A 22374-nucleotide genomic window follows, 5' to 3' on the forward strand; every position below is an offset into this window, starting at 1 on the left:
TCACTCCTAATATTCTTTTGCTCTCATATATTCATTTACAAAATCTGATAAATCCTCCAACGTCACAACATCAATATTATATTGATTTTCTGCCGCAAAATCAATCAGTGTCTGCTTGAAAAATTTTGGGCTAGCCTCATGTTCATCATCATAGAAAAGCATTGTACCTTCAGTGTTATCAAGCACAAACTGATCTGTATTCCTAAATTGAAATCCACCTCTATAGACATCGTTGTGTGCAGAGGTTATAAAATCAGCACGCGCACAAATCTGATTGTAATAAAGCTGGTTCTCTTCATTCCATTTGCTATGATGCTCCAGAAACGGTGTGATGATACTCAATTTAACATCATACATTTTCTTTAGACGAATAACAACTTCAGCTGCCCACAGTTCAACACCGAGCTGACCTTCTATGATGACCCATTCCAATCCATCTTCGATATATTCTTTAAGTTTCTGCTGAAGAAATAATTTAATGTAACGCACTTCAGGTTGCTTGTTATTAAATATATTGAGTTCGTATGGTTTATAACCCGTTATATAGATAGATTTCATGTATTTATCATTCGATTCAAATAATGGAGTTCATGTTTTACAGCCTTAAACTGATCAATAAAAACTTTCTTACTCGTCTTACTAAAGAAACAACTTACAGATAATTCTTTAATATGGGCAACCATTAGCTGATATTTCTTTTCATTCATTAAAGGTAGACTGATGACTTGTACTTTATAATTTTCAAGCATAGAAAGATGCTTATCAACTTTTTCTGTAAAAGGTTGAACATCCATAACAAAATTAAATTGCTGCCCATCTTTAGAAGCTTTAAAATAATGCTCTATTCTAATGATATCATTCATTAAACTTTCAATACATTGTTGTAACATTTAATGGCTCCTCATCAGTTTTATGATACACTCATTGTATATTATATTTATTATCTTCACAAATAGGATGAATCTATATGGTCAATTACCCAAATGGCAAGCGAAATACGTCTAAAGCACTAGTTACAACAACAAATAATCATAGTAAAATAGAATATGGAAAAAGAGGAATGCGTTTTGAAGAAGCAATCGACCATGCCAATCAATATTATTTGAAGCAGGATATCGCAGTTATCCATAAGAAACCAACGCCGATACAGATTGTTGATGTAGATTATCCAAAACGTTCTCGGGCCGTAATAAAAGAAGCATATTTCAGAAAAGCCTCTACAACTGATTACAATGGTATTTATAGAGGTAAATATATTGACTTTGAAGCAAAAGCAACGCAAAATAAAACTAGTTTTCCGTTAAATAATATACATGAACATCAAGTAGAGCATATGCAGCAGGTTTCAAAACATGGCGCTATATGTTTTATATTATTTTATTTTTCATTTCATGAAGAAGTTTTCTTACTTCCAATCGAACCATTTTTAAAGTATTGGGACCTGTATAAGAATGAGAAGAAGAAATCCATCCCTATGAATGACATAAAAAAATACGGTTATCATGTGGAAAAAAAATATCAGCCTAGAATCGACTATTTAAAAGTTATAGATTACATATATTTTAATGAATAAATCGAGAGTGAGGAAATTTTAATGGCTAGAAAGAAGAAACGTAATATAAAAAAGTTAATTCTACAAATTGCAGGCGGCATATTTCTTTTATTTGCTGCACTTTTTATTTGTGGGATGCTTCTTTTCCTATATTATGCATACAAAGCACCAAAGTTTAATGAAGCATCGCTTCGTGATCAGCTTCCTACAAAAATTTACGACAAGGATGATAACTTAGTCACCGTTCTACAAATGGGACAAAAACGAGAACAGGTCAAGTTTAAAGACATTCCTGACCAAGTAAAGAATGCTGTACTCGCAACTGAAGACAATCGTTTTTATGAGCATGGTGCTATCGATTTCAAAAGGTTATCTGGTGCAATATTTAAAAACGTCTCCGGAGGTTTCGGGTCACAGGGTGCGTCTACTTTAACACAGCAAGTTGTTAAACGATCCTTTCTGACAGATAAAAAATCTATCGAAAGAAAAGCTCAGGAAGCGTATCTTTCCTACAGATTAGAACAAGAATACAGTAAAGATGAAATATTTGAAATGTACCTTAATAAAATTTATTATTCTGATGGTATCTACGGCGTAAAAACAGCTGCAAAATATTATTTTAATAAAGATTTAAATCAGCTTTCACTCGCTGAATCAGCATATCTTGCCGGTCTACCTCAGATTCCTAACACCTATAATATATATGATAATCCAGAGGCTGCTGAAAAGCGCAAGGATACTGTTCTATATTTGATGAACCGTCATGGAAGAATAACAAAGGCTGAAATGGAAGATGCACAAAATACAGACCTTTCGCAAACTTTAGTGCAGCGCACAGCCGCACAAAGACAGAACCTTGAAGAAAATGATCCGGATTATGCATCTTATATTAACGTGATAAAACAAGAAATTAAGAAGAATAAAGAATTTGAGGGTAAAGATTTACAAGATATATTAACAAGTGGTTTATCTATCTATACTACCATGGATAATAATGTGCAATTATCACTTCAGAATAACACTGATAACATGAACATCTACAAGAATAAATATCATCAGGCTGCTTCTTCTATCGTTGATACGAAAACAGGTGCCCTGATTGCAATTAGTGGCGGAAGAAACTATACAGATGTTGTCGATAGAAATTTAGCTACAGATGTACATCCAGTTGGTTCAACAATTAAACCGTTTTTAAGCTATGGACCTATAATCGAGAACGAACAATGGTCAACAGGACACAGAATTCAGGATGAAGCTGAATATGATATTCACGGCATTAAATTTAAGAACTATGACTCTCAGAATCATGGTAATGTTACAATGAGAGATGCAATAAGACGAAGTTTAAATATACCCGCATTAAAGATATTCCAGGCGGTACAGTCTGAGGCAGGAAATGACGCCTCATATAAATTTGCAAAGAACTTAGGATTAAATTATCCATCTAACGATCTCGGTCCTTCAGAGGCACTAGGGGGATCATCTTCGGAGTTTACTCCTTTACAGATGGCCAGTGCATATGCTGCGTTCGGTAATGGCGGAACATATAATGAATCTCATGCGATTCGAAAGATTGAAACGCAAGATAATGAAACTATAAAATTTGATTTTAATTCTAGAAAAGCAATGGAAGATTATACAGCATATATGATTACTGATATGTTAAAAGGGACATTTGAACCATATGGTACTGCTTACGGTAGTCAGATCCCTGGTTTAAATCTTGCTGCGAAGACAGGAACAGGAACTTATGGCGATGAAACTTACAAAAAATATAATTTACCTGATAGTGCAGCAAAAGATGTTTGGATTGTAGGGTATTCACCACAATATACGATGTCTGTGTGGATGGGCTTCACACAAATGGCACAATATGGTGAGAATTCTTTTGTAGGTCCTGAAGAACAATCGCTCCCAAAAGAACTTTTCAGACAAGTCATGAGTGAAATCAGTCCAATTGATGGTCAAGATTTTGAAATGCCTTCTTCTGTGGAGAAATATGGTGGCTTTCTACAGGTTAAAGGACAATCAGATAATGGATATACAAGTAATGTAAAACCAAATAATACAAATGATGCTGTTCGGGATAATTCTCGGGCAGCTTCTACAAATACTTATCAAAATGACACGAACTATAATACGACACGTGAACCCAACACAACTGAAGCTCGTACAGTAGAAAGTACGACGACTGAACGTCCGACAACTGAACGTGCGACGACTGAACGTGCTACGACTGAACGCCCGACAACTGAACGTCCGACTACACAAGAAGCAGCAACTGAACGTCCGACTACACAACCCGCTACGACTGAGCGAGCAACAACCGAACCGGCAACGCAACCGGCAACAACTGAACGTGCAACACAGCCTGCTACAAGTGAACCGTAATTAAAAACGAATATATTATACATTGAAGCCCTTATTTCATTTCAACGCTGTTAATTGAATGAAATAAGGGCTTCTTTTTATTTTTTCTTCTTCAAATCATGGACTGCCTTTAATTTTAAAACTTCTTTCATCATCGTTTTAATTTGTTCATATCCCATATACTGATATTTATGAGATTCAAAGTATTCAATTCGGTCATGGAAGTTTAAAGGTTTCTTGTTATAATCTAACTGTCTTTCTGTACTATCAATTTCATTTATTTCATTCAAAATGTTAATAAGCAATAGGTAATAGCGATCAATTTTTTGCTGATTTTCCTTCTGTTTCATTTTTCTGTTCTTAATTGCTTCGTCAATCGATGCTTCAAGTTCAATCAGTTCTTCTTTCATTGGACTATCACCTTATGTCTTTTACGGCCCTCTCTGCACATCTGTAATAATGGACATTCAAGGCACTTCGGATTACGTGCGGTACAATGATAACGCCCAAAGAAAATCAGCTGATGATGTGTCTTATTCCATCGCTCCATCGGAATGTGTTTCGTCAGTGTCGCTTCTACTTGTTTTACATTATCTTTCCATCTGCAAATGCCAAGTCTTTTTGAAACACGCTCTACATGTGTATCTACTGCAAGCGCGGGAATACCAAATGCAACAGAAACGACAACGTTTGCAGTTTTCTGCCCTACTCCTGGAAGTTCAACGAGCGCACTATGAGACTGTGGAACTTGACCCTCATATCGATCAATTAGAATCCGACATAATGCCTGAATATTTTTAGCCTTATTTTTATATAGTCCTATTGAGCGTATATCATCCATTAGTTCTTCAATTGAAACTGATAAATAATCTTCCGGAGTCTTATACTTCTGAAACAAAGATTTTGTCACTTTGTTCACTAATACGTCCGTACATTGAGCAGATAGCAGCACAGCAATCGTTAGTTCAAATGGATTGTCATGCACAAGTTCACATTCAGCATCCGGAAACATCTCATCTATAATATCTAACATTTCTAATGTCTTTTTCTTACTTATCATAAGGACTCTCCCCATTTACCCAGTCAAATACAGGAATATCTGGCACTTGCTTTACCAAATTTTTCTGCTTAAACTGTTTACTTACTTCTTTTGAATCCACGACACTTTTAACATTTTTCTTTTTCCAGTTTAACAGAATTCTATCGATATACTTTATACTTAGTTTATTATGCACAGATGCCTCATTTAATGCTTCATTGATTAGATCCAGATGATGGTTATCTTTATCTAGCCAATGATTGATCGTCTGAATTTCAAGTGGTGTCAACGGTCTACCGAATGTCGTTTCAAAACGTTCAAACACCTTCTCAAAATTCAATTGATTATTGTGCTGATCTGCGACTCTAGCTTGTTTTTTTAGAAGTCGATCTAACTGTTCTTCCAGGGAAGAAAAATCAAAAATTTCATTAAACTGTGCGTGATTGTCTTTAACGACGGTTATCTTTAATAGATCTTTACTAATTAAATTCTGGATAATCAGCATGATTTCATTTTGATTGATACTCATCTGTTCTGCAAGCATTTCAAAAGAGGGAAGCTGTTGGTCATCTGATAATTCTATAATTTTCAATATTACCATCAACTCAGTTTCGCTAATGTTTAACAACGGATAATATTTAAATAGCTGATGTGGTATGATCACCGGTTTTTTAAACAGTTCCATAATGCATGCTCCTTTCAACTGTTTATATTAATAATTGCTAGCTGTACATTAAAATCCGAACAATCTAGAAAATATAAACATTTTCAAACATTGTTCGGATTCTCATTTAACTTAATGGATAGAAATAATTATGGGTAGAGACGGTTCAACAGACGAGGGAACGGACTTGTTTCTCTAACATGCTCTACTCCTGATAACCATGCAACTGTACGTTCAAGACCTAATCCGAAACCTGAATGCGGTACGCTACCATACTTTCTTAAATCTGTATAATAGCTATAGGCTTCTGGATCTAAACCATGTTCTTTAATACGTTGTTGTAATAGCTCAAGATCATCGATACGTTCCGAACCTCCGATGATTTCACCATAACCTTCAGGAGCAATCATATCTGCACATTTAACAGTACCCTCTTCTTCCGGGTTCGGCTGCATATAGAACGGCTTGATACTTGTTGGATAATTGATGATGAAGACTGGTTTATCATAATGATTGGCAATTGCAGTCTCATGAGGTGCACCGAAATCATCCCCCCATTCGATATCATCGAATCCTTGTTCTTTTAGGAATTTGATTGCGTCTGTGTATGTTATTCTTGGGAACGGTGTCGTAATTTGTTCTAATTTTGTTGTATCGCGTCCTAGAATCTTTAAATCCAACTGACAATTTTTAAGTACTGATTTTACAAGGTGTGTAACATATTGCTCTTGCACTTCCAGACTATCTTCATGTCTATAGAATGCCATCTCTGGCTCAATCATCCAGAATTCAATTAAGTGGCGACGCGTCTTAGATTTCTCAGCTCTGAATGTTGGTCCGAAAGAGAATACTTTTCCATGTGCCATCGCTGCTGCTTCCATATAAAGCTGGCCGCTTTGAGATAAGAATGCATCTTCATCAAAATATTTCGTATGGAAAAGTTCGCTCGTACCTTCTGGTGCTGAACCAGTTAGTATTGGTGGATCAATCTTTGTAAATCCTTGTTCATTAAAAAATTCATACGTCGCTCTAATAATTTCATTTCTAATTTTCATAACGGCATGCTGGCGTTTAGAACGCAACCAAAGATGTCTATGATCCATTAAGAAATCTGTACCATGCGCTTTAGGTGTAATGGGATAATCTACCGCTTCATGAATAACTTCGAGATCGGTTACTTCCATTTCAAACCCAAAGTCAGAACGTTCATCTTCTTTAATCACACCAGTAATGAATAGTGATGATTCCTGTGTAATACCTTTGGCTACTTTAAATAAATCTTCACCAATGGATTCTTTAACAACAACTGCCTGCATAAATCCTGTACCATCACGTAGCTGTAAAAAGGCAATTTTACCACTAGAGCGCTTGTTTAAGATCCATGCACCAATCGTAACTGTTTGACCCACGTAATTAGGTGATTGATTAATTGTAATCTTCGTCATAAAAAATTCTCCATTTCATTGTTATTATAATTATAGTTTACCAATTATCTGCATGAAAGATAAGGGGTGTGCATTACTTTTCTTGATTAATTTGTTCGATAATTTCTGTAAAGTCTTCAATTGTTCCGGATTTGACATGAAAGGACTTTAGAACATGACTAAAGTAGTTTGCATAACGTCCTTCAAGTAGCCTACGATCAAAACAGATAAGCATACCTCTATCCTGTTCATTACGAATTAAGCGTCCTGTTGCCTGATGCAGCTTATTTACAGCACCAGGTAGCTGATAATCCATAAATACATCATTCACTTCATCTCGCATCAGCATAATATTCAGATCATCTGGGTGCATAAATGGTAATGAAATAATCATCACTGTCTTAAATCCATCATACTTAAAGTCTACTCCTTCATAGAAAGTCTGCGTTGCTAAGAATATTCCATTGTCAAGCGTATTAAACTGTTCATTTAACTTCGATGTATTAACATCTGATGTCTGAGTAATAATTAACGATGGATCATACAGCTCTACAAGATAACTTCTTAGTATCTCGATCTGACGATAACTATTCATCAGAATCAATACTTTGGAAGACATATTCTCAAGATAATAATGAATATATTGCAGACATGACTCAATATACTGGTCCTGTTTCATATAGTGGTAGTTCTGAATATCTGATGGTACAAAGAGTGTTGCCTTATATTTAGAAAAGGTATTTTCATACTTGTAAAAATGGTCTAGCGATGGATGGAATTGCTCTAGAAACGACAATGTCTGCATCGTACCTGATACAAAGACCTTTGATGTAAAACGGTCAAAGATTCTGTTGGTTAATATTTCATTTAATTTAATAGATTTACTTATAAGTGACATTCCCGATTTACTATTATTCTTCATATGAATATACAATTCTTTATAGACCTTTATCTGTATCCATACCGATAAGAAATATTGCTGTACGGTCTCTAATCTCGTTCGTATAGACACATCCATTTCATATGAAAGCAAAACATTAATCATCGAATGAATCTCTTTGAATAATATATATATATCATCATTCTCTTCTACTTTTACCTTTACCACGGATTTAGAGGAATAATTCTCCAGAAGATGGTCAAACATATCATCAATTTTATGATTGAGCTGGCTAATTTCAAAATCCATATCTACAAGCGTATCCAAAGTGTTAGAAGTATTATCTGGAACCGACTTTATCGTCTGTCCAATAATATATTTGATTGTTTGATAATTCAGTGCATCATAAGAATTGTTTAATGCATAATCCAAGAGCTGATGAGCTTCATCAACAATAAGGTGTTCATAATGATTAAATATATTATCTTTTCTTCTACTTAAAAGATGCGCATGGTTCGTTATACCGATATGCAATGTTTCACTAGAATCCTCATACGAAAAATGTTGATGCTGAGCGCTATCGAACATGGAAGTCATCAATTCAAAATAAATTTTTCTCCCGCCATTTAAATTCAGTCGATCAATATCTCCACCATGTGGTTCCAGCAGGTATACAATAAGCTGCATCTTTAAAAGAAGAATATCATGATTCTCTTTCTGATCATCTAGAATAAACGATACAAATTCTAACGATAAGTAATGGCGCCTACTCTTGATAATCTGAAAAGGCACTTTTATCTTCAATGCATGTTCAATTCGTCTTAAATCTTCATCAATGAGTTGATTCTGCAGAAAAATCGTAGATGTAGAAATTAATAGCGACTTCCTATAGGTACTTAAATAATAAACAGCTGCCAGTAAATAACTTATAGTCTTACCACCACCAAGATCGGCTTCAATCGTCAGAACGCTGTCTTCACGTAATTGTCTGTATATGTGCTCAGAAAGCTCACACTGCTTCTCTCGAAATGTATATCCCAGCTGACTGATCGCACGTTTAAAATAGGTGCGATATTCTTCTTCGAATGGATATAAACTTGGATTCTTTTTTGTTGCTTTATTGTAGTAGAGTCCATTCCAGCATTCATAATGATGCGCTTGTGTTTGTGAAACTAAGATTTCGAACAAAAGTTCATCACTTGAATAACGCATTCGTTTAGCGAATTGATAGAGCATCTTGATCGTATCCGAAGGGAAAGTCGCAACTTTTTTTATACTTTCAATAAATACTTCTGCAGTTGCGATTGCATCATCGATTGCACGATGTGCACTGCTTAACTTAATTCCAAGATCATCAGCAATAGATTTCAATTGGTATCGCTCTAGCGATGGATAGACAATCTTAAACCAATCAACCGTATCAATGATATAACGGGGCTGAAATTTATGTCCCGATTCACTGAAGTACTTCTGTAGGAACCTTAGATCAAACTGTACATTATGAGCAACAAACACACAGCCATCTAGAAGTTTGATAATATGTGATGCGACATGACTAAAGTTTGGTGCATCTACAAGGTCGATGGCGTCAATTTTGGTGAGAGACTGTATAAAGGCCGGTATTTCGTTATTACAAGCAATAAACGTATCATATGTCTCTATTATTTTTTTATTTTGAACGATTGCAATACCCACTTGGATAATTTCATCACTATCCAGATTATTTCCTGTCGTCTCAATATCGACAACGGCATACTTTCTATTCATAAATTTCACCTACAATTCAATATCAGCACTGATAAATCGATGCATATCACCCTCTGCTGATTTTACGTTCAATGTGCCATCATTATTCAAGGACTCGGCTTGACCAATAATTACACGACTTCCTTCAGTATACTTTAATGTTCGGTCAAATATTAAGGCATATGATTCATATTCATCTTTGATTTCACTAAATGTTCCTGTTAAGAACAAATAATAATATTTCTCAACATTCAGTATTAGTCTTTCAAGGAATTCATATCTATCAATATTATCACCTGTTTCAATATGTAAACTAGTAGCAGTTGATTCAAGTTCATTCGGGAAATCAGTGCGCTGGGTATTTAAATTAACACCAATACCACAAATAATTTGAGTGATATTATCCTGGCTCCCTTTAATTTCTGTTAAGAATCCACTTAATTTCTTTTCATTCAGATAAATATCATTGGGCCATTTTATTTTAACATCTGGATGATAGTATCCAACTGTTTTAGCGAGCGCAAGTGCGATAAATAGATTAAATGTTGTTAGTTTCTGCAAACTGATGTCAGGCTGTAATACGATACTCATCCATAACCCTGTATTGGGCTGCGATGACCAATGACGTTTAAAACGACCTCTACCCTCCGTCTGCTTCTCACTAATCACTATAAAAGGCTGTGATTCTAACAAAGCAATCTTTTCTGCTTCATCCTGAGTAGACTTAAGTTCTTCAAAAATATATCCTTTATTAAATAATGAAGACCTTTCTAATATGCTACTGAGAAGATGACTGTCCCACTGTTTTGGAAAAGCAACAAGCAGATAACCTTTATTACTGATAGATTCAACCTTATATCCTCTGTCCTTTAGTTGGTCAATCGCTTTCCATACAGCAGTTCGTGATATATTTAATTGTTCAGCAATCTTTTGTCCTGACACAGAAGTATTCGACTCGAGCAACATTTTAACGATATCATTTTCATATTTCGACATTACAATCAATCCATTCCAGCAAAGTATTTTTTGTATTCTGCACCTCGTTGTGTAAAACCGCATTCTCGGTGATGCTCAGGATATCTTTTATCCACGGACCACCTTTTCTTTTATAATATTCCATTAGTATTGTACCATTGATTGCAAGACTCTCTCTCGAATGAATGGGTAGCCCGTCGTATATTTCAGAAAGTGACTTCTCATCATAAGACTTATAGTTAATATGAAGATTTTCAATATTAACCGTCCTTGCAAGACTCAGTGTATGTTTCAAGAAATCTAATCCAAAATGATAAAGTAGATATTCGATTGTTCTATCACCTTCTACCAAATGATGCAGTAGCGTTATTGTCTGTTTAATATTTTTCTTTTCAGCATTTGACAACTTCAGTTGCGGAAGTGTCTGTGAAAGTGTCTGATCATGAAGAAATATGTAACTTGAGATGTATTCATAAAGTAGTACCGGCTGGGTAACGATATAAGGCTTCATGTCTTTAAAAAACGGAATATAGCGATTAATTCCAAGTTCAAAAAATAACTTTAATGATCTTGTTACATTTACCCCTGATAAAAGTTTACATAACTCTATTATTATTCTTTCAATTGATACAGACTCAAGATATTGTGCGCTTTCCTTCATATTTTCTAAAGTTTCTTGCTCAATTTTAAAATCTAATACGCTCATAAATCTTAAAGCACGTATAATCCGCAATGCATCTTCTTCAAATCTTAATGCAGAATTACCAACCGCTTGAATTAATTGGTCTTCGATATGTTTTGTTCCGTCAAAATAATCATAAAGTTGATATTTGTCTGCTGCAATCGCATTGACAGTAAAATCTCTTCGTTCCAGGTCTATTTTCAATGACGTTACAAAGTTTACGGAGTCTGGCCTTCGGTGATCCTTATATTCGCCATCCTCTCTGAACGTTGTCACCTCAAATGGGAAGTCGTCAACAAGTACTATAACTGTTCCATGTTCAATCCCGACAGGAATTGTGCGTTCGAAGATACGTATCATCTGCTCTGGAAGACAGTCAGTGGTAATATCGATATCATTGACTGGGATACCCATTAATAGATTTCTAATAGCACCGCCAACGATATAGCCTTTGTATCCATATGATTCTAAAGTTTCGATGATACCGAATGCGCACTTAAATCGATGCTGCTCATGTGGCTGTAATGCCTTTATCATATTCTTGATCTGCATCCTCACTGTTCTCTTGCACCTTCAATTAAATTACTGTAGATTGCTTCGTATTGATCTGTAATATGTTCAGATGAAAATCTTGAGTTAATATCTTCTATCATGTTTTTCTGGAATCTTTTATAAAGTATATCATCTGTTAACAGAGCAAGTGCATATTCTCCGGCAGCCTCCGTATCTCCAACATCCACAATATAACCTGTTTCTCCATGTCTGATAACCTCTTTAATACCTCCCGCTGTTGTTCCGATACATACGACACCGGAATGCATCGCCTCTAACAATACGAGACCGAAACTTTCTTTTTCACTCATCAATAAGAATAAATCTGCCATCTGATATAATGGTGCTACTTGTTCCTGCTTTCCAAGAAATAACACCTTGTCACCTATACCCAGCTGCTCAGCACAAAGTCGCATATTTGACAGCTCTGGCCCATCACCAATCAATAATAACTTAGAAGCAGTCTTTTCAGACACTTGCTTAAATGTTTTCAAGATGTCTTGTATGCGTTTAACTTTACGGAAATTCGATACGTGTATAACTACCTTTTCTTCTTCGGTAATACCATAGCAGGCCCTCAATTTAGGATTGGATGCATTATTAAAATCTTCTTCGTTAATAAAGTTGTAGACCGTCTGAATCTCTTTATTGGGTGCAACAATTTCATAGGTCTCTTCTGTTAACGAATTACTGACACTTGTAACAACATCGCTATCTTCTATTCCAAACTTAATTGCTTCCTTAAGCGTTGAATCATAGCCTAATACTGTGATATCCGTTCCGTGTAAAGTCGTTACTATCTTTACATCTTTTCTCGCAATTTGTCGGGCAAGAATACCACAAATTGCATGGGGAACAGCGTAATGCATATGAAGGACATCAAGATCATACAGATTAATAACTTCCGCTATTTTTGTAGCAAGTGTAATATCATAAGGTGGATATTGAAAGACGGAATATTGATTGACATCCACCTGGTGAACAGTAATATTAGGCATCTGAAAATGAATTCTAAATGGTGTATTAGACGTAATAAAATGCACATCATGTCCACGTTTTGCCATTTTTATTCCTAGTTCAGTAGCAATGATACCTGAACCTCCCATTGTCGGATAACATGTAATTCCAATTTTCATAGTAAAACCTCCAGTTATTTTCTTTCGAATCTATTAAAATCTCTTGTATTAAATTTCTCCATTGTTCTATCGAAATAATGGGTTAGATCAATATCCATTGAATTTGCAAGAGAGATGAGTACAAACAAGTTATCTGCGAGCTCCATTCCTATTTCTTTTTCTTGTTCACTTAACTTCTTTTGTTTTGGTCCATACACATGATTGATTTCACGCGCAAGCTCTCCTACCTCTTCCGTGAGTCGGACCATATTTTCCATCGGTGTAAAGTAGCCTGTCTTAAACTGGCTAATATATTTATCAACTTCCTGCTGCATTTCTTCTAATGTTTTCATTCATTTCCTCCAAGATAACAGAATATTATGTATAATATAATTTGAAAGGAGATTAAATATGAAAATACATCTTAATTTAATCAACATCTTCTTCATATTAATAGGTGCATTTATTTTTAGTTTTGGTATTGTAAATTTCAATATGACAAACGAACTGACTGAAGGTGGATTTACCGGCATTGCGTTAATATTATATCATTTATTTGGTACAAGCCCTGCTCTCATGAACTTAATTTTTAATATTCCACTATTTTTTGTTGGGTATAAGCTTCTTGGAAGGCTGTCTTTTATCTATACGCTTACAGGCACGCTAAGTGTATCGTTATTCTTATGGCTTTGTGAGCGCTATCCGATGCATATCGACCTAAAAGAAGATCTACTACTCGCAAGTTTATTTGGTGGCGTTTTTATAGGCGTGGGTCTTGGAATAATATTCAGATTCGGAGGCACTACTGGAGGCGTGGATATACTGGCACGTTTGATGAAGAAATACTTCGATATCGCTATGGGAAGAACGATGTTTGCATTTGACTGCTTAGTTCTTATTGCAACCTATATTACAATCGGTGATTACATCATAACAATGTATACGTTAGTATGCGTTTTTGTTGGAGCACGCGTGATTGATATCATTCAGGATTCTGGATACTCTGCTCGTGGCGCACTGATCATCTCAGAACGACATAAAGAAATATCAGACGAAATCAATTCATTACTTGACCGCGGAGTGACGATTATCTCTGCTCATGGTCACTACTCCCAAACTGAAAGACCCATCATCTATTGTGTCGTACCAAGAAATGAAATTACACGTTTAAAACAAATCATACACTCAATTGACCCGCATGCATTTGTATCATTACTTGATGTACATGATGTATTAGGTGAAGGGTTTACATTAGATGAATTTAAAAAACCCATTGAAAGATAATGGATGATAAAAGAGAGGTCAGAACAAATTTGTTCTGACCTCTACTAATGATTAATCACTATTTCTTGCCATCATGAAGAATCTTAAGAATTCTGCTACTGCTACTGCTGTTGCTGCTACATATGTCATAGCGGCTGCTGATAGTACACGTTTCGCATGCTTATATTCTTCAGCATTCACAATGCCTAATTTCTCTATTTGATTCATCGCGCGGTTACTTGCATCAAATTCAACAGGCAGTGTAACAATTGAGAATAATACAGCAAAGGACATTAAGATGACACCAGCCCAGATTGCCATAGAACCAATTCCTCCGCCTTGCTGAGAAATGCCAGTTAATACTGCTCCGACCATAATTAACAAGTAACTGAATGTTGTTCCTAAATTTGCTAGAGGCAACAAAGCGCTACGTAACTTCAGCATACTATATCCAGTCGCATGCTGAATCGCATGACCAACTTCATGCGCAGCGATTGCAGTACCAGCAACACTTGGCTGTCTGAAGTTAGAGGGACTAAGTACGACAAGCTTCTTTGATGGATCGTAATGATCTGATAGAAAGCCTTCGCCTTCTACTACTCTCACATCTGTAATACCATTCGCTGCAAGTATTTCCTCTGCTACTTGCTGTCCTGATTTACCACTTGTAGATTTCACCCTGCTGTACTTATTATAAGTTGATTTTACTTTATACTGGAAATACATCGGCACCAGCATAATAATAATAAAATAAAGAATATAGCTCATCAAAACACTCCTTAATAGATTTAATTTAATTCTAATTTATTGGTCAAAATTAATCAAATAATTTATCTCTATTCAAGATAAATAATAAAGCAAAACTAAACACTGATAACCAGAATGAAAAATAACCGATATGCTGGATATAGTCAGAAAGCATACTGTAAACCGGATACTGCATATAAACATAGTCTATGACATCATTATGAAATACCCATATTGATGCAATTCCGATTGATAATAAGCTGACTCTGAACAAAGGAACAAATAATAACGCCTGTATTGCCATAACTGCATGTGAGATTACAAGCATCATTCCCATCGCCGTGACATCATCTAGCGTAATAAAGACGAGGATATTCATAACGACAGCCCAGACACCATATTTTATCAGCGTAACGAACGCAAGGACTTCAATTATCGGAAGATGCTTATTCATTAATATTGCCGTCAGTGCAATCACTAAAAATAATGATGCAGTCGGACTATCTGGAACAAACGGTATAAAATACCATTTCGTCTGCTGAAGTTGACCTAAATACCAGTAGTATCCATACACCGTACCGACAATATTACAAAATATAATCAATGTGAGAAACTTTTTATTTTGTATCCAGTAATAATATTGTGACAAGTGATCACCTCATAAAAAAAGAATCATCTAGAATAAGATGATTCTCTAAAATATTATTTTTTCAATGGCTTTCCGTTCTCGTCAGTTTCTTCTAAACCTTCGATGAACTTTCCAACTTCTTTAATTTGTTCTTCTGTCAGCGTATCTTTAAATGAAGGCATTGCGCCACTACCATTTTTAACAAACGCTTCTACACCAGCTGCAGGTAGATTCGCTTTAACCAAGTTTGGACCAGCGCCACCTGTCAATTCTCCACCGTGACATGAAGTACAGTTAGATTTAATGATCTTTTCGTATGTCGGGTCTTTCTTATCTAAATTTGTGAATACGATTTTACCTTGTGCAGCTTGTTTCTTCCAATCATGGTAATGTGAAGATTCCCAAGTCGTATAGAAGATGATGGCTACCGCTAATAACATAAATCCTGAAGCTAATGGACGCTTATTCCATTTACGCTCTGGTCCACGATCTAACCAAGGTGCTAACATTAATGCACCGAATGCAATCCCTGGCATAACAATCGCACCAAATGTATTAAATGGTCCTGAAGCATACGTATACTTTAAGATTTGGTATAAGAATAAGAAGTACCAGTCAGGTAAAGGTGTATAACCTGTATCTGATGGATCCGCGATACGTTCTAATGGAGATGGATGCGCTACTGTTAAACATAAATATGCAACTAAGAATACCGCACCTGTCATCCATTCTTTTAATAAGAAATCTGGCCAGAAGCTTTCTGTTTTACCAGGAAATTCTGAATAATCTCGATTTAACTTTGGTTTTTCATAAGATTTAATACGTGAATCACCAACAAATTTCATCCCTTTTCCGCGATGCATCTGTATAACCTCCTTTTAGAATATTCGTGTTTATAGTGGCCCCGAAATACCTTGTTTTCTAATCATAATAAAGTGAGCTGCTAACAACGCGAATAAACATGCAGGTAAGAAGAATACATGAATCGCGAAGAATCGCGTTAATGTCTGTGCTCCAACAATATGTGGGTCACCAGCTAATAAAGTTTTTACCCATGGACCGATAAACGGTACGGATTCAGCGATTTGTAAACCTACTTTTGTCGCAAATAATGCTTTCATATCCCATGGTAATAAATAACCAGTAAACGATAATCCTAACATTACGAAGAAAATTAATACTCCGACTAACCAGTTTAATTCACGTGGTTGTTTATATGATCCCGTGAAGAATACGCGTAGTGTGTGTAAGAACATCATTACTACTACTAGACTCGCACCCCAGTGATGCATACCACGTACGATAACACCTGCTGCTACATCATGCTGTAAATAATAAACTGATTTCCAGGCGTTAACAATATCTGGTACATAATACATCGTTAAGAACATACCTGATAAAACTTGTATTACAGTAATAAAGAATGTTAATCCACCAAAACAGTATACGAATGCAGAAAAGTGATAAGCAGGGTTAACATGCTCAGGCACCTCATGATCTGCGATATCGCGCCAAATTGGTGTAATATCGAGTCTGTCATCGACCCAATCATAGATTTTATCGATCATTTTGTCCCCTCCTATTTCACTAATTCATTTTCGTGTTTTTTACCGATTGTTAACATTCCGCCTTTTTCTCCAACTTTATATTGGTCTAAAGGCCCAAGCGGTGGTGTACCAGGAACGTTCTTACCATTCTTCTCATAACGACCATTATGACATGGACAGAAGAATTGGTTCGGATTACCTTTATCACCATTCCAAGATACTGTACAACCTAAGTGTTTACATACAGGAGATAAAGCAATAATTTCATCGCCTTCTTTATATACCCATGCAAATTCTGTTACTTCACTCGTGTACCATGCATCTTTTTGTTCGAATTTAAAGTCAACCTTTGTCGGTTCTTCTTTAATTTCTGAAACTTTAACGCTAGTAGTGATCATATCTCCAGCTGCACCACTTTTAAATACTGGATCTAGTGCAAAACGACCTAAAGGCATAACCATACCAGCAGCCATAAATGATCCAACTCCCATTAAGGAATAGTTTAAAAATTGGCGTCGTGTGACACGTTGGCTCATTTAATTTTCCCCCCTCTAATGCGATTCTTTTTATAAAATATACTAGGACATATCAATTTTAGCCTATAAATATAGCTTGGTCAATAAGATGTCACAATTTAAGTACTAAAATTGTCATTATTTATTCCAAAGTGTAATAATAAATTTCATCAACGATTTGACATTATCCTGAATAAATTCCTGTTTCATTTCATTATCCATAGATTCTAATGGAATGATACTCACTTTATGGACATTATCAGCATCAATTTGTAATGTTTGTGGACATACGACAACGATATTCTTGAATCCATATTCTTTAAGTTGTGTATCTATAAGACCAATCGGATCATAGTCACCTAAAATTTGCACTGGAGGCAATACAAGGAGACGTCCTTTAAACTGTTGTTCAGCACCTAAAGTTACATATTGAATCATTTCATATTGATCTGCTATATCTAAAAGTCGAGAAGTATAGTTGGCTGGTATTGCCGGGATGATTGCAGTATCAATATATTCTATCTGATCGTTCAGCAACATAAGATCATTATGATTAAAAAGCATTCCTATTCTCCTATCATCTGTAATAAATGCGTAAGTTGATTAAATTTATCCTTATCTTTATTCACTAAAGTTTCTTCAATCAAGGGCTCTATGTAACGTTTAACTTCTTTCTTTATAATTTCATTATGCTGGATATAGTGAAGCTTGTTCTTAATTTCTTTGTATTCAAAGTTATTTAATGATATTACTACATAGCTCAGCAGTTCTTTTATCTCAATTTCAACATATTTGTTATCATGAAGTATGACATCCAGATAAATATCATGATTTAATGAAGATAAATAATGAAAAATGACAAAAGCATCGGTAATAATTCCATGAGCAAGTACGAGATGACATTTAAAGTCTGGATAAATAATCAGACGATTAATAAATGCATCAGCTCTCATAATATGAATATAGGAGAGTATATCATCTCGATCTTTTAATAAGTTTAATATCCACACCGTGTTCTTGTTGTCAATATTATGATTGAGTAGCAGATATCTTATATAGTTTCTGCGGTCATCGACAATATTAGTATGCGTCATCAAACTCCGGTTCCAGACCAATAATTATTTCGTAGAGCTGTTCGCTGCGAGATCGATCTGCTATTTCTCGGGTGTAATAATAATAATCTTTCAGGAAAGAGACATTTTCATTCAGACTATTATAAGCTTCTTTATAGAAATGCTTTGCTTCTTTATCTTTTTCCAGCTGTTGATAGCTATATGCTAAATGCCATAAAATCTCTGGATCAATATCATCTTCGTCAATAACAGTGAATAACTGGACCATCTCTTCATACAGTTCTTCTTTGCGATAGTAGTCTGCTAATACTAATCCTGCTTCAGTATATGATGGATCGATTGTTAGAGCCTGGATTAGATAGTCTGCTCCTTCTTCATTATGCATCTTAATCATAATACGTCCAGTATCCACAAGCAGCTCTTTATAAAATTCATTTAATCGTATCCCTTGCTGACCTACCAAGATTGCATCTTCATATTTGCGTTCACTTTCTAACAGCTCAACTAATAACAGATATGCCTGCATAAAATCAGGATCTTTATCCAGTAAAGACTGCAGTGTCGATATTGCTCTATCCATCAGCCCGGATTTTTGATAGCTAATCGCTTTTTTGAAGAAATCATCGCTCGTATAATCTTTCTCGTCTATTTTCTCATAGTAAACTACCGCCTGATCATAATCACCCGTCTGTAATAAACTATCTGCAATCCTTAAATTCAAATTAACATTATTAATTTCATCGATACCACTATTTAATAGTGTTTCGTAGTTTCTTACAGCTGGTAGATACTGCCCGTCAAAGTAATAGAGTTCTGCTAATGCAAAGCTAAGCACTGGATCTTCACTAGATAGTTCATAAGCTTCCTTCACCTTCTCAATTGCGACTTCTGGCATATCCTGCTGTTGAAAGATATCCGCTTCAAGCATCAATCTTTCTATTGTTTTAGGAAGCCCATGTAATATCATTAGTGCTTGATCCATATCATTCGTATCGATTAAACTTTCGATATAAAAGCTTAGTACCTCAGGCTCATCGGGGTATAGTTCAAACAGCCGTTCAAACACAAGTTTACCTTCTTGTACAATACCAAACTGCATGAGGGTTGTACCCAGTTCAAAAAGTGCATCATGATCATCTGTAAATAAAGCCCTTTTAACATTATCGTTCAGGCCTTCTAGATGCTGCAGATGAATCTGATCGATTAATTGATTAATATCCATTACAAATCTCCTTTTAACTGCTTAATATGTCCTATGAAGTTCGGATATGAAATATTTACCGCTTCAAATTGATTGATTTCGATTTCTACCTTTTCAAGTAATGCTGCAACTGCAAGCATCATTCCGATACGATGATCGCCATAAGAATCAAAGATATTACGTGCACGCACATCCTTTACTTTACCGTAAACGATCATACCATCCGTTGTTGGTTCTAACTTATAACCTAATGCGTTCAGTTCAGAAACAACCGTATCAATTCGATTGGTCTCTTTCACCTTCAGTTCCTCTGCATCTCTTATCTCACTCCTGCCCTGTGCATGTGCTAAGAGTAATGCAATCACTGGTATCTCATCAATAAGCTTCGGAATTAATGAACCTTCAATCGTAATTCCTGTCAGATTATGCGTATATGAAACGATGATATCACTTACAGGTTCTGTCTGTTGTGCTTTGTCAATAACTTGAATATTACCGCCCATCATCTTGACAACTTCTAGAATACCACTTCTCGTTACGTTCGTTCCAACATCATGCAGAGTAATCATGCTGCCAGGGATAATCAATGCAGCAACAATAAAGAAGGCAGCCGAAGATATGTCTCCAGGAATATGTATATCATTCATCTTAATGTCATGTATACCATTTGGTTTTAACAGGATTGTTCTATCATTAACCTCAATATCAATATTACTGTTTTTAAACATTAATTCCGTATGATTTCGAGAGATGTCTTGTTCAGTGATGTGCACTTCATCATCTGCATATAGACCGGCTAGTAATATCGCACTTTTTACTTGAGCACTTTTCACAGGCATCATGTAGTCTATTCCCTGTACTTTAGAAATATCTCCATCATTGATGATAATCGGTGTAAACTGATTATTCCTTCCCTTAATATTTACCCCCATCTGTCTTAAGGGTTCGATCACGCGCCCCATCGGACGTTGCGCAATGGATGCATCTCCGTCCAATATCGTCTTAAATGGAAGACCCGCAAGTAAGCCGCATAATAATCGTGTCGTAGTCCCTGAATTTCCAGTATAAAGGATTTCATCAGGCTCACGAAACTGCTCATAGCCTGGTGAATCAACGATAACGTTATCCTCTTCTATTGAAATCTGAACGCCTAGCTTCCTGAAAATATTAATCGTTGAAATACAGTCATCTCCCAGTAATGGCTTTGAAATAACCGTCTTTCCTTTACTTAAACTCGCAAGCATAATTGCACGATGCGTTATCGATTTATCACCAGGAACAGAAACTTCTCCTGTTAATGGGCCATTATATTTTAATTTCACAACAGTTCACCTTCTAGCTTTCTTAACCTCTCAAATGCTTTCCTTAGTCGTTTAACATCTACTTGTTCTACTTTATATCCATTATTTTCACAGTACAATACAAAACTAATATCATTCGCTACATTCTTCTTATCCTGTCTCATAAGCTTGTAATATATATCAAAGTTATCATAGGCTAATTTCTTTAACCCGAGATGGTGCATCCAGCGCATGAGTGATAGGATGTCAGTTTCAGTCACATCACTTAAAAGTAATGCATAGATCATGCCATGCATTACTGCAATGCCATGAGGTAACTTATGATGAAATTCAATCGCATGCCCCAAAGTATGTCCGAAGTTTAAAAACTTTCTAACACCTGATTCAAATTCATCATCATGCACAACTTTCATCTTTGTCTGAATACCAAATGTTATCCACTTATCAATCGCATGCAGCTCACTCAAACAAGTTCCATCTTGAACGTCATGCATTATTTCTAATAAAGTATCACTTTTACCAATACGACCATTAGCATTGAGTAATACGTGTTTAATAATTTCAGCAAAGCCACTTAACTTTTCGCTTTGTGATAACGTATCTAGAAAATCCAGATCATAGATCACCATATCAGGTCGTTTAAATGCACCGATTAAATTCTTACCTGCGCTTGCATTGATCCCAGTTTTACCACCGATCGAGGCGTCATGAGCAAGTATTGTTGTGGGCACCTGAATAAAATGAATGCCACGTAGGACAGTTGCTGCAACAAATCCTGTAAAATCACCTGTCGCACCTCCTCCAATTGCAAAGAGACAACTGTGTCTTGTTACATGCATCGATAATAGCGTTTCTACCACCTTGCTATAATGATGTATTGTTTTCACTTGCTCGCCACTTGGAATCAACAACTTTAAGATAGAATGCTTGCTCAAGAACAAATCAATTTTCTGTTGATGCAGCTGATGAACGGATTCATCAATCAGTGCGATACGTTTATCATAATGTTTAAAGTCAAGATTTAAATTGAATGCTTCGTGTTCTACAACAATATCATAATTATTGTCTATATAGTTTGTCGTTAACTTCATATCTGCTCC

Annotated in this window: 24 protein-coding genes; 3 read left to right on the forward strand and 21 right to left on the reverse strand. The window is 35.6% G+C overall.

Annotated features, from left to right (window positions below):
- Positions 1–6: 6 nt before the first annotated feature.
- Positions 7–558, reverse strand: a complete 552-nt coding sequence (locus KYI10_05565) for a DUF1273 domain-containing protein (GenBank protein ID QYA31864.1) — start codon at positions 556–558, stop codon at positions 7–9.
- Positions 555–890, reverse strand: coding sequence for a DUF1798 family protein (locus KYI10_05570; GenBank protein QYA31865.1), 336 nt, complete (start codon positions 888–890; stop codon positions 555–557). The genes KYI10_05565 and KYI10_05570 overlap by 4 nt, the downstream gene beginning before the upstream one ends.
- 77 nt (positions 891–967) lie before the next feature.
- Here KYI10_05570 and recU point away from each other — a divergent pair, with 77 nt between their 5' ends.
- Positions 968–1573: a Holliday junction resolvase RecU gene (recU, locus tag KYI10_05575; protein ID QYA31866.1), complete on the forward strand. Its 606-nt coding sequence runs from the start codon at positions 968–970 to the stop codon at positions 1571–1573.
- Positions 1574–1594: 21 nt separating this feature from the next.
- Positions 1595–3943 carry a transglycosylase domain-containing protein gene (locus KYI10_05580; GenBank protein ID QYA31867.1) on the forward strand — a complete coding sequence of 783 codons (2349 nt, stop codon included), beginning with the start codon at positions 1595–1597 and terminating at the stop codon, positions 3941–3943.
- A gap of 77 nt (positions 3944–4020) precedes the next feature.
- On the opposite strand, the gene KYI10_05585 is transcribed toward KYI10_05580, so the two are convergent.
- The 9 genes from KYI10_05585 to KYI10_05625 form a co-directional block, all read right to left on the reverse strand.
- Positions 4021–4332, reverse strand: a complete 312-nt coding sequence (locus KYI10_05585) for a YpoC family protein (protein ID QYA31868.1) — start codon at positions 4330–4332, stop codon at positions 4021–4023.
- Positions 4329–4982 (reverse strand): endonuclease III, encoded by a 654-nt coding sequence (nth, locus tag KYI10_05590; GenBank protein ID QYA31869.1) that lies wholly within the window; start codon positions 4980–4982, stop codon positions 4329–4331. Before nth ends, KYI10_05585 begins: the two co-directional genes overlap by 4 nt.
- Entirely contained in the window at positions 4972–5646 is a 675-nt protein-coding gene (locus KYI10_05595; protein ID QYA31870.1) for a DnaD domain protein, read from the reverse strand. The genes nth and KYI10_05595 overlap by 11 nt, the downstream gene beginning before the upstream one ends.
- Positions 5647–5774: 128 nt before the next feature.
- The gene (gene asnS, locus KYI10_05600; protein QYA31871.1) at positions 5775–7070 is read right to left on the reverse strand and encodes an asparagine--tRNA ligase; all 1296 of its coding nucleotides are present in this window, start codon (positions 7068–7070) and stop codon (positions 5775–5777) included.
- A 73-nt stretch (positions 7071–7143) separates the two neighbouring features.
- On the reverse strand, positions 7144–9696 hold the full coding sequence (locus KYI10_05605; GenBank protein ID QYA31872.1) for a helicase C-terminal domain-containing protein: 2553 nt from the start codon (positions 9694–9696) through the stop codon (positions 7144–7146).
- A 9-nt stretch (positions 9697–9705) separates the two neighbouring features.
- On the reverse strand, positions 9706–10671 hold the full coding sequence (locus tag KYI10_05610) for a biotin--[acetyl-CoA-carboxylase] ligase (protein ID QYA31873.1): 966 nt from the start codon (positions 10669–10671) through the stop codon (positions 9706–9708).
- Positions 10658–11884 carry a CCA tRNA nucleotidyltransferase gene (locus KYI10_05615; GenBank protein QYA31874.2) on the reverse strand — a complete coding sequence of 409 codons (1227 nt, stop codon included), beginning with the start codon at positions 11882–11884 and terminating at the stop codon, positions 10658–10660. Before KYI10_05615 ends, KYI10_05610 begins: the two co-directional genes overlap by 14 nt.
- A gap of 2 nt (positions 11885–11886) precedes the next feature.
- Entirely contained in the window at positions 11887–13020 is a 1134-nt protein-coding gene (gene bshA, locus KYI10_05620; protein ID QYA31875.1) for an N-acetyl-alpha-D-glucosaminyl L-malate synthase BshA, read from the reverse strand.
- A gap of 14 nt (positions 13021–13034) precedes the next feature.
- A complete protein-coding gene (locus KYI10_05625; protein QYA31876.1) occupies positions 13035–13352 on the reverse strand; it encodes a nucleotide pyrophosphohydrolase in 318 nt (105 codons plus the stop codon).
- Positions 13353–13410: 58 nt separating this feature from the next.
- Here KYI10_05625 and KYI10_05630 point away from each other — a divergent pair, with 58 nt between their 5' ends.
- The gene (locus KYI10_05630) at positions 13411–14283 is read left to right on the forward strand and encodes a YitT family protein (GenBank protein QYA31877.1); all 873 of its coding nucleotides are present in this window, start codon (positions 13411–13413) and stop codon (positions 14281–14283) included.
- A gap of 51 nt (positions 14284–14334) precedes the next feature.
- Here KYI10_05630 and KYI10_05635 read toward each other — a convergent pair whose 3' ends face one another.
- The 10 genes from KYI10_05635 to KYI10_05680 all read right to left on the reverse strand — a co-directional run bounded on the left by KYI10_05635 (position 14335) and on the right by KYI10_05680 (position 22365).
- Positions 14335–15030: a zinc metallopeptidase gene (locus KYI10_05635; GenBank protein QYA31878.1), complete on the reverse strand. Its 696-nt coding sequence runs from the start codon at positions 15028–15030 to the stop codon at positions 14335–14337.
- Positions 15031–15079: 49 nt separating this feature from the next.
- The gene (locus tag KYI10_05640; protein QYA31879.1) at positions 15080–15658 is read right to left on the reverse strand and encodes a DUF1405 domain-containing protein; all 579 of its coding nucleotides are present in this window, start codon (positions 15656–15658) and stop codon (positions 15080–15082) included.
- Positions 15659–15711: 53 nt separating this feature from the next.
- Positions 15712–16500 carry a c-type cytochrome gene (locus KYI10_05645; protein ID QYA31880.1) on the reverse strand — a complete coding sequence of 263 codons (789 nt, stop codon included), beginning with the start codon at positions 16498–16500 and terminating at the stop codon, positions 15712–15714.
- Between the two features lie 30 nt (positions 16501–16530).
- Positions 16531–17205, reverse strand: coding sequence for a menaquinol-cytochrome c reductase cytochrome b subunit (qcrB, locus tag KYI10_05650; protein ID QYA31881.1), 675 nt, complete (start codon positions 17203–17205; stop codon positions 16531–16533).
- Positions 17206–17216: 11 nt separating this feature from the next.
- Complete coding sequence (locus tag KYI10_05655) at positions 17217–17720, reverse strand: ubiquinol-cytochrome c reductase iron-sulfur subunit (GenBank protein ID QYA31882.1); 504 nt, start codon at positions 17718–17720, stop codon at positions 17217–17219.
- A gap of 117 nt (positions 17721–17837) precedes the next feature.
- Positions 17838–18263: a DUF2487 family protein gene (locus KYI10_05660; GenBank protein QYA31883.1), complete on the reverse strand. Its 426-nt coding sequence runs from the start codon at positions 18261–18263 to the stop codon at positions 17838–17840.
- 2 nt (positions 18264–18265) lie between these two features.
- On the reverse strand, positions 18266–18793 hold the full coding sequence (locus KYI10_05665; GenBank protein ID QYA31884.1) for a YpiB family protein: 528 nt from the start codon (positions 18791–18793) through the stop codon (positions 18266–18268).
- Positions 18780–19994, reverse strand: coding sequence for a tetratricopeptide repeat protein (locus KYI10_05670; GenBank protein QYA31885.1), 1215 nt, complete (start codon positions 19992–19994; stop codon positions 18780–18782). The genes KYI10_05665 and KYI10_05670 overlap by 14 nt, the downstream gene beginning before the upstream one ends.
- Entirely contained in the window at positions 19994–21295 is a 1302-nt protein-coding gene (gene aroA, locus KYI10_05675) for a 3-phosphoshikimate 1-carboxyvinyltransferase (GenBank protein ID QYA31886.1), read from the reverse strand. Before aroA ends, KYI10_05670 begins: the two co-directional genes overlap by 1 nt.
- Positions 21292–22365, reverse strand: coding sequence for a 3-dehydroquinate synthase family protein (locus tag KYI10_05680; GenBank protein ID QYA31887.1), 1074 nt, complete (start codon positions 22363–22365; stop codon positions 21292–21294). Before KYI10_05680 ends, aroA begins: the two co-directional genes overlap by 4 nt.
- Positions 22366–22374: the final 9 nt, after the last annotated feature.

This window comes from Macrococcus sp. 19Msa1099, assembly GCA_019357535.2.
GTDB lineage: Bacteria > Bacillota > Bacilli > Staphylococcales > Staphylococcaceae > Macrococcoides > Macrococcoides psychrotolerans.

Coding starts and splice junctions, on each gene's coding strand:
- KYI10_05565 (QYA31864.1), bottom strand. CDS start 558: ATGAAATCTATCTATATAACGGGTTATAAACCATACGAACTCAATATA.
- KYI10_05570 (QYA31865.1), bottom strand. CDS start 890: ATGTTACAACAATGTATTGAAAGTTTAATGAATGATATCATTAGAATA.
- recU (QYA31866.1), top strand. CDS start 968: ATGGTCAATTACCCAAATGGCAAGCGAAATACGTCTAAAGCACTAGTT.
- KYI10_05580 (QYA31867.1), top strand. CDS start 1,595: ATGGCTAGAAAGAAGAAACGTAATATAAAAAAGTTAATTCTACAAATT.
- KYI10_05585 (QYA31868.1), bottom strand. CDS start 4,332: ATGAAAGAAGAACTGATTGAACTTGAAGCATCGATTGACGAAGCAATT.
- nth (QYA31869.1), bottom strand. CDS start 4,982: ATGATAAGTAAGAAAAAGACATTAGAAATGTTAGATATTATAGATGAG.
- KYI10_05595 (QYA31870.1), bottom strand. CDS start 5,646: ATGGAACTGTTTAAAAAACCGGTGATCATACCACATCAGCTATTTAAA.
- asnS (QYA31871.1), bottom strand. CDS start 7,070: ATGACGAAGATTACAATTAATCAATCACCTAATTACGTGGGTCAAACA.
- KYI10_05605 (QYA31872.1), bottom strand. CDS start 9,696: ATGAATAGAAAGTATGCCGTTGTCGATATTGAGACGACAGGAAATAAT.
- KYI10_05610 (QYA31873.1), bottom strand. CDS start 10,671: ATGTCGAAATATGAAAATGATATCGTTAAAATGTTGCTCGAGTCGAAT.
- KYI10_05615 (QYA31874.2), bottom strand. CDS start 11,884: ATGCAGATCAAGAATATGATAAAGGCATTACAGCCACATGAGCAGCAT.
- bshA (QYA31875.1), bottom strand. CDS start 13,020: ATGAAAATTGGAATTACATGTTATCCGACAATGGGAGGTTCAGGTATC.
- KYI10_05625 (QYA31876.1), bottom strand. CDS start 13,352: ATGAAAACATTAGAAGAAATGCAGCAGGAAGTTGATAAATATATTAGC.
- KYI10_05630 (QYA31877.1), top strand. CDS start 13,411: ATGAAAATACATCTTAATTTAATCAACATCTTCTTCATATTAATAGGT.
- KYI10_05635 (QYA31878.1), bottom strand. CDS start 15,030: ATGAGCTATATTCTTTATTTTATTATTATTATGCTGGTGCCGATGTAT.
- KYI10_05645 (QYA31880.1), bottom strand. CDS start 16,500: ATGCATCGCGGAAAAGGGATGAAATTTGTTGGTGATTCACGTATTAAA.
- qcrB (QYA31881.1), bottom strand. CDS start 17,205: ATGATCGATAAAATCTATGATTGGGTCGATGACAGACTCGATATTACA.
- KYI10_05655 (QYA31882.1), bottom strand. CDS start 17,720: ATGAGCCAACGTGTCACACGACGCCAATTTTTAAACTATTCCTTAATG.
- KYI10_05660 (QYA31883.1), bottom strand. CDS start 18,263: ATGCTTTTTAATCATAATGATCTTATGTTGCTGAACGATCAGATAGAA.
- KYI10_05665 (QYA31884.1), bottom strand. CDS start 18,793: ATGACGCATACTAATATTGTCGATGACCGCAGAAACTATATAAGATAT.
- KYI10_05670 (QYA31885.1), bottom strand. CDS start 19,994: ATGGATATTAATCAATTAATCGATCAGATTCATCTGCAGCATCTAGAA.
- KYI10_05680 (QYA31887.1), bottom strand. CDS start 22,365: ATGAAGTTAACGACAAACTATATAGACAATAATTATGATATTGTTGTA.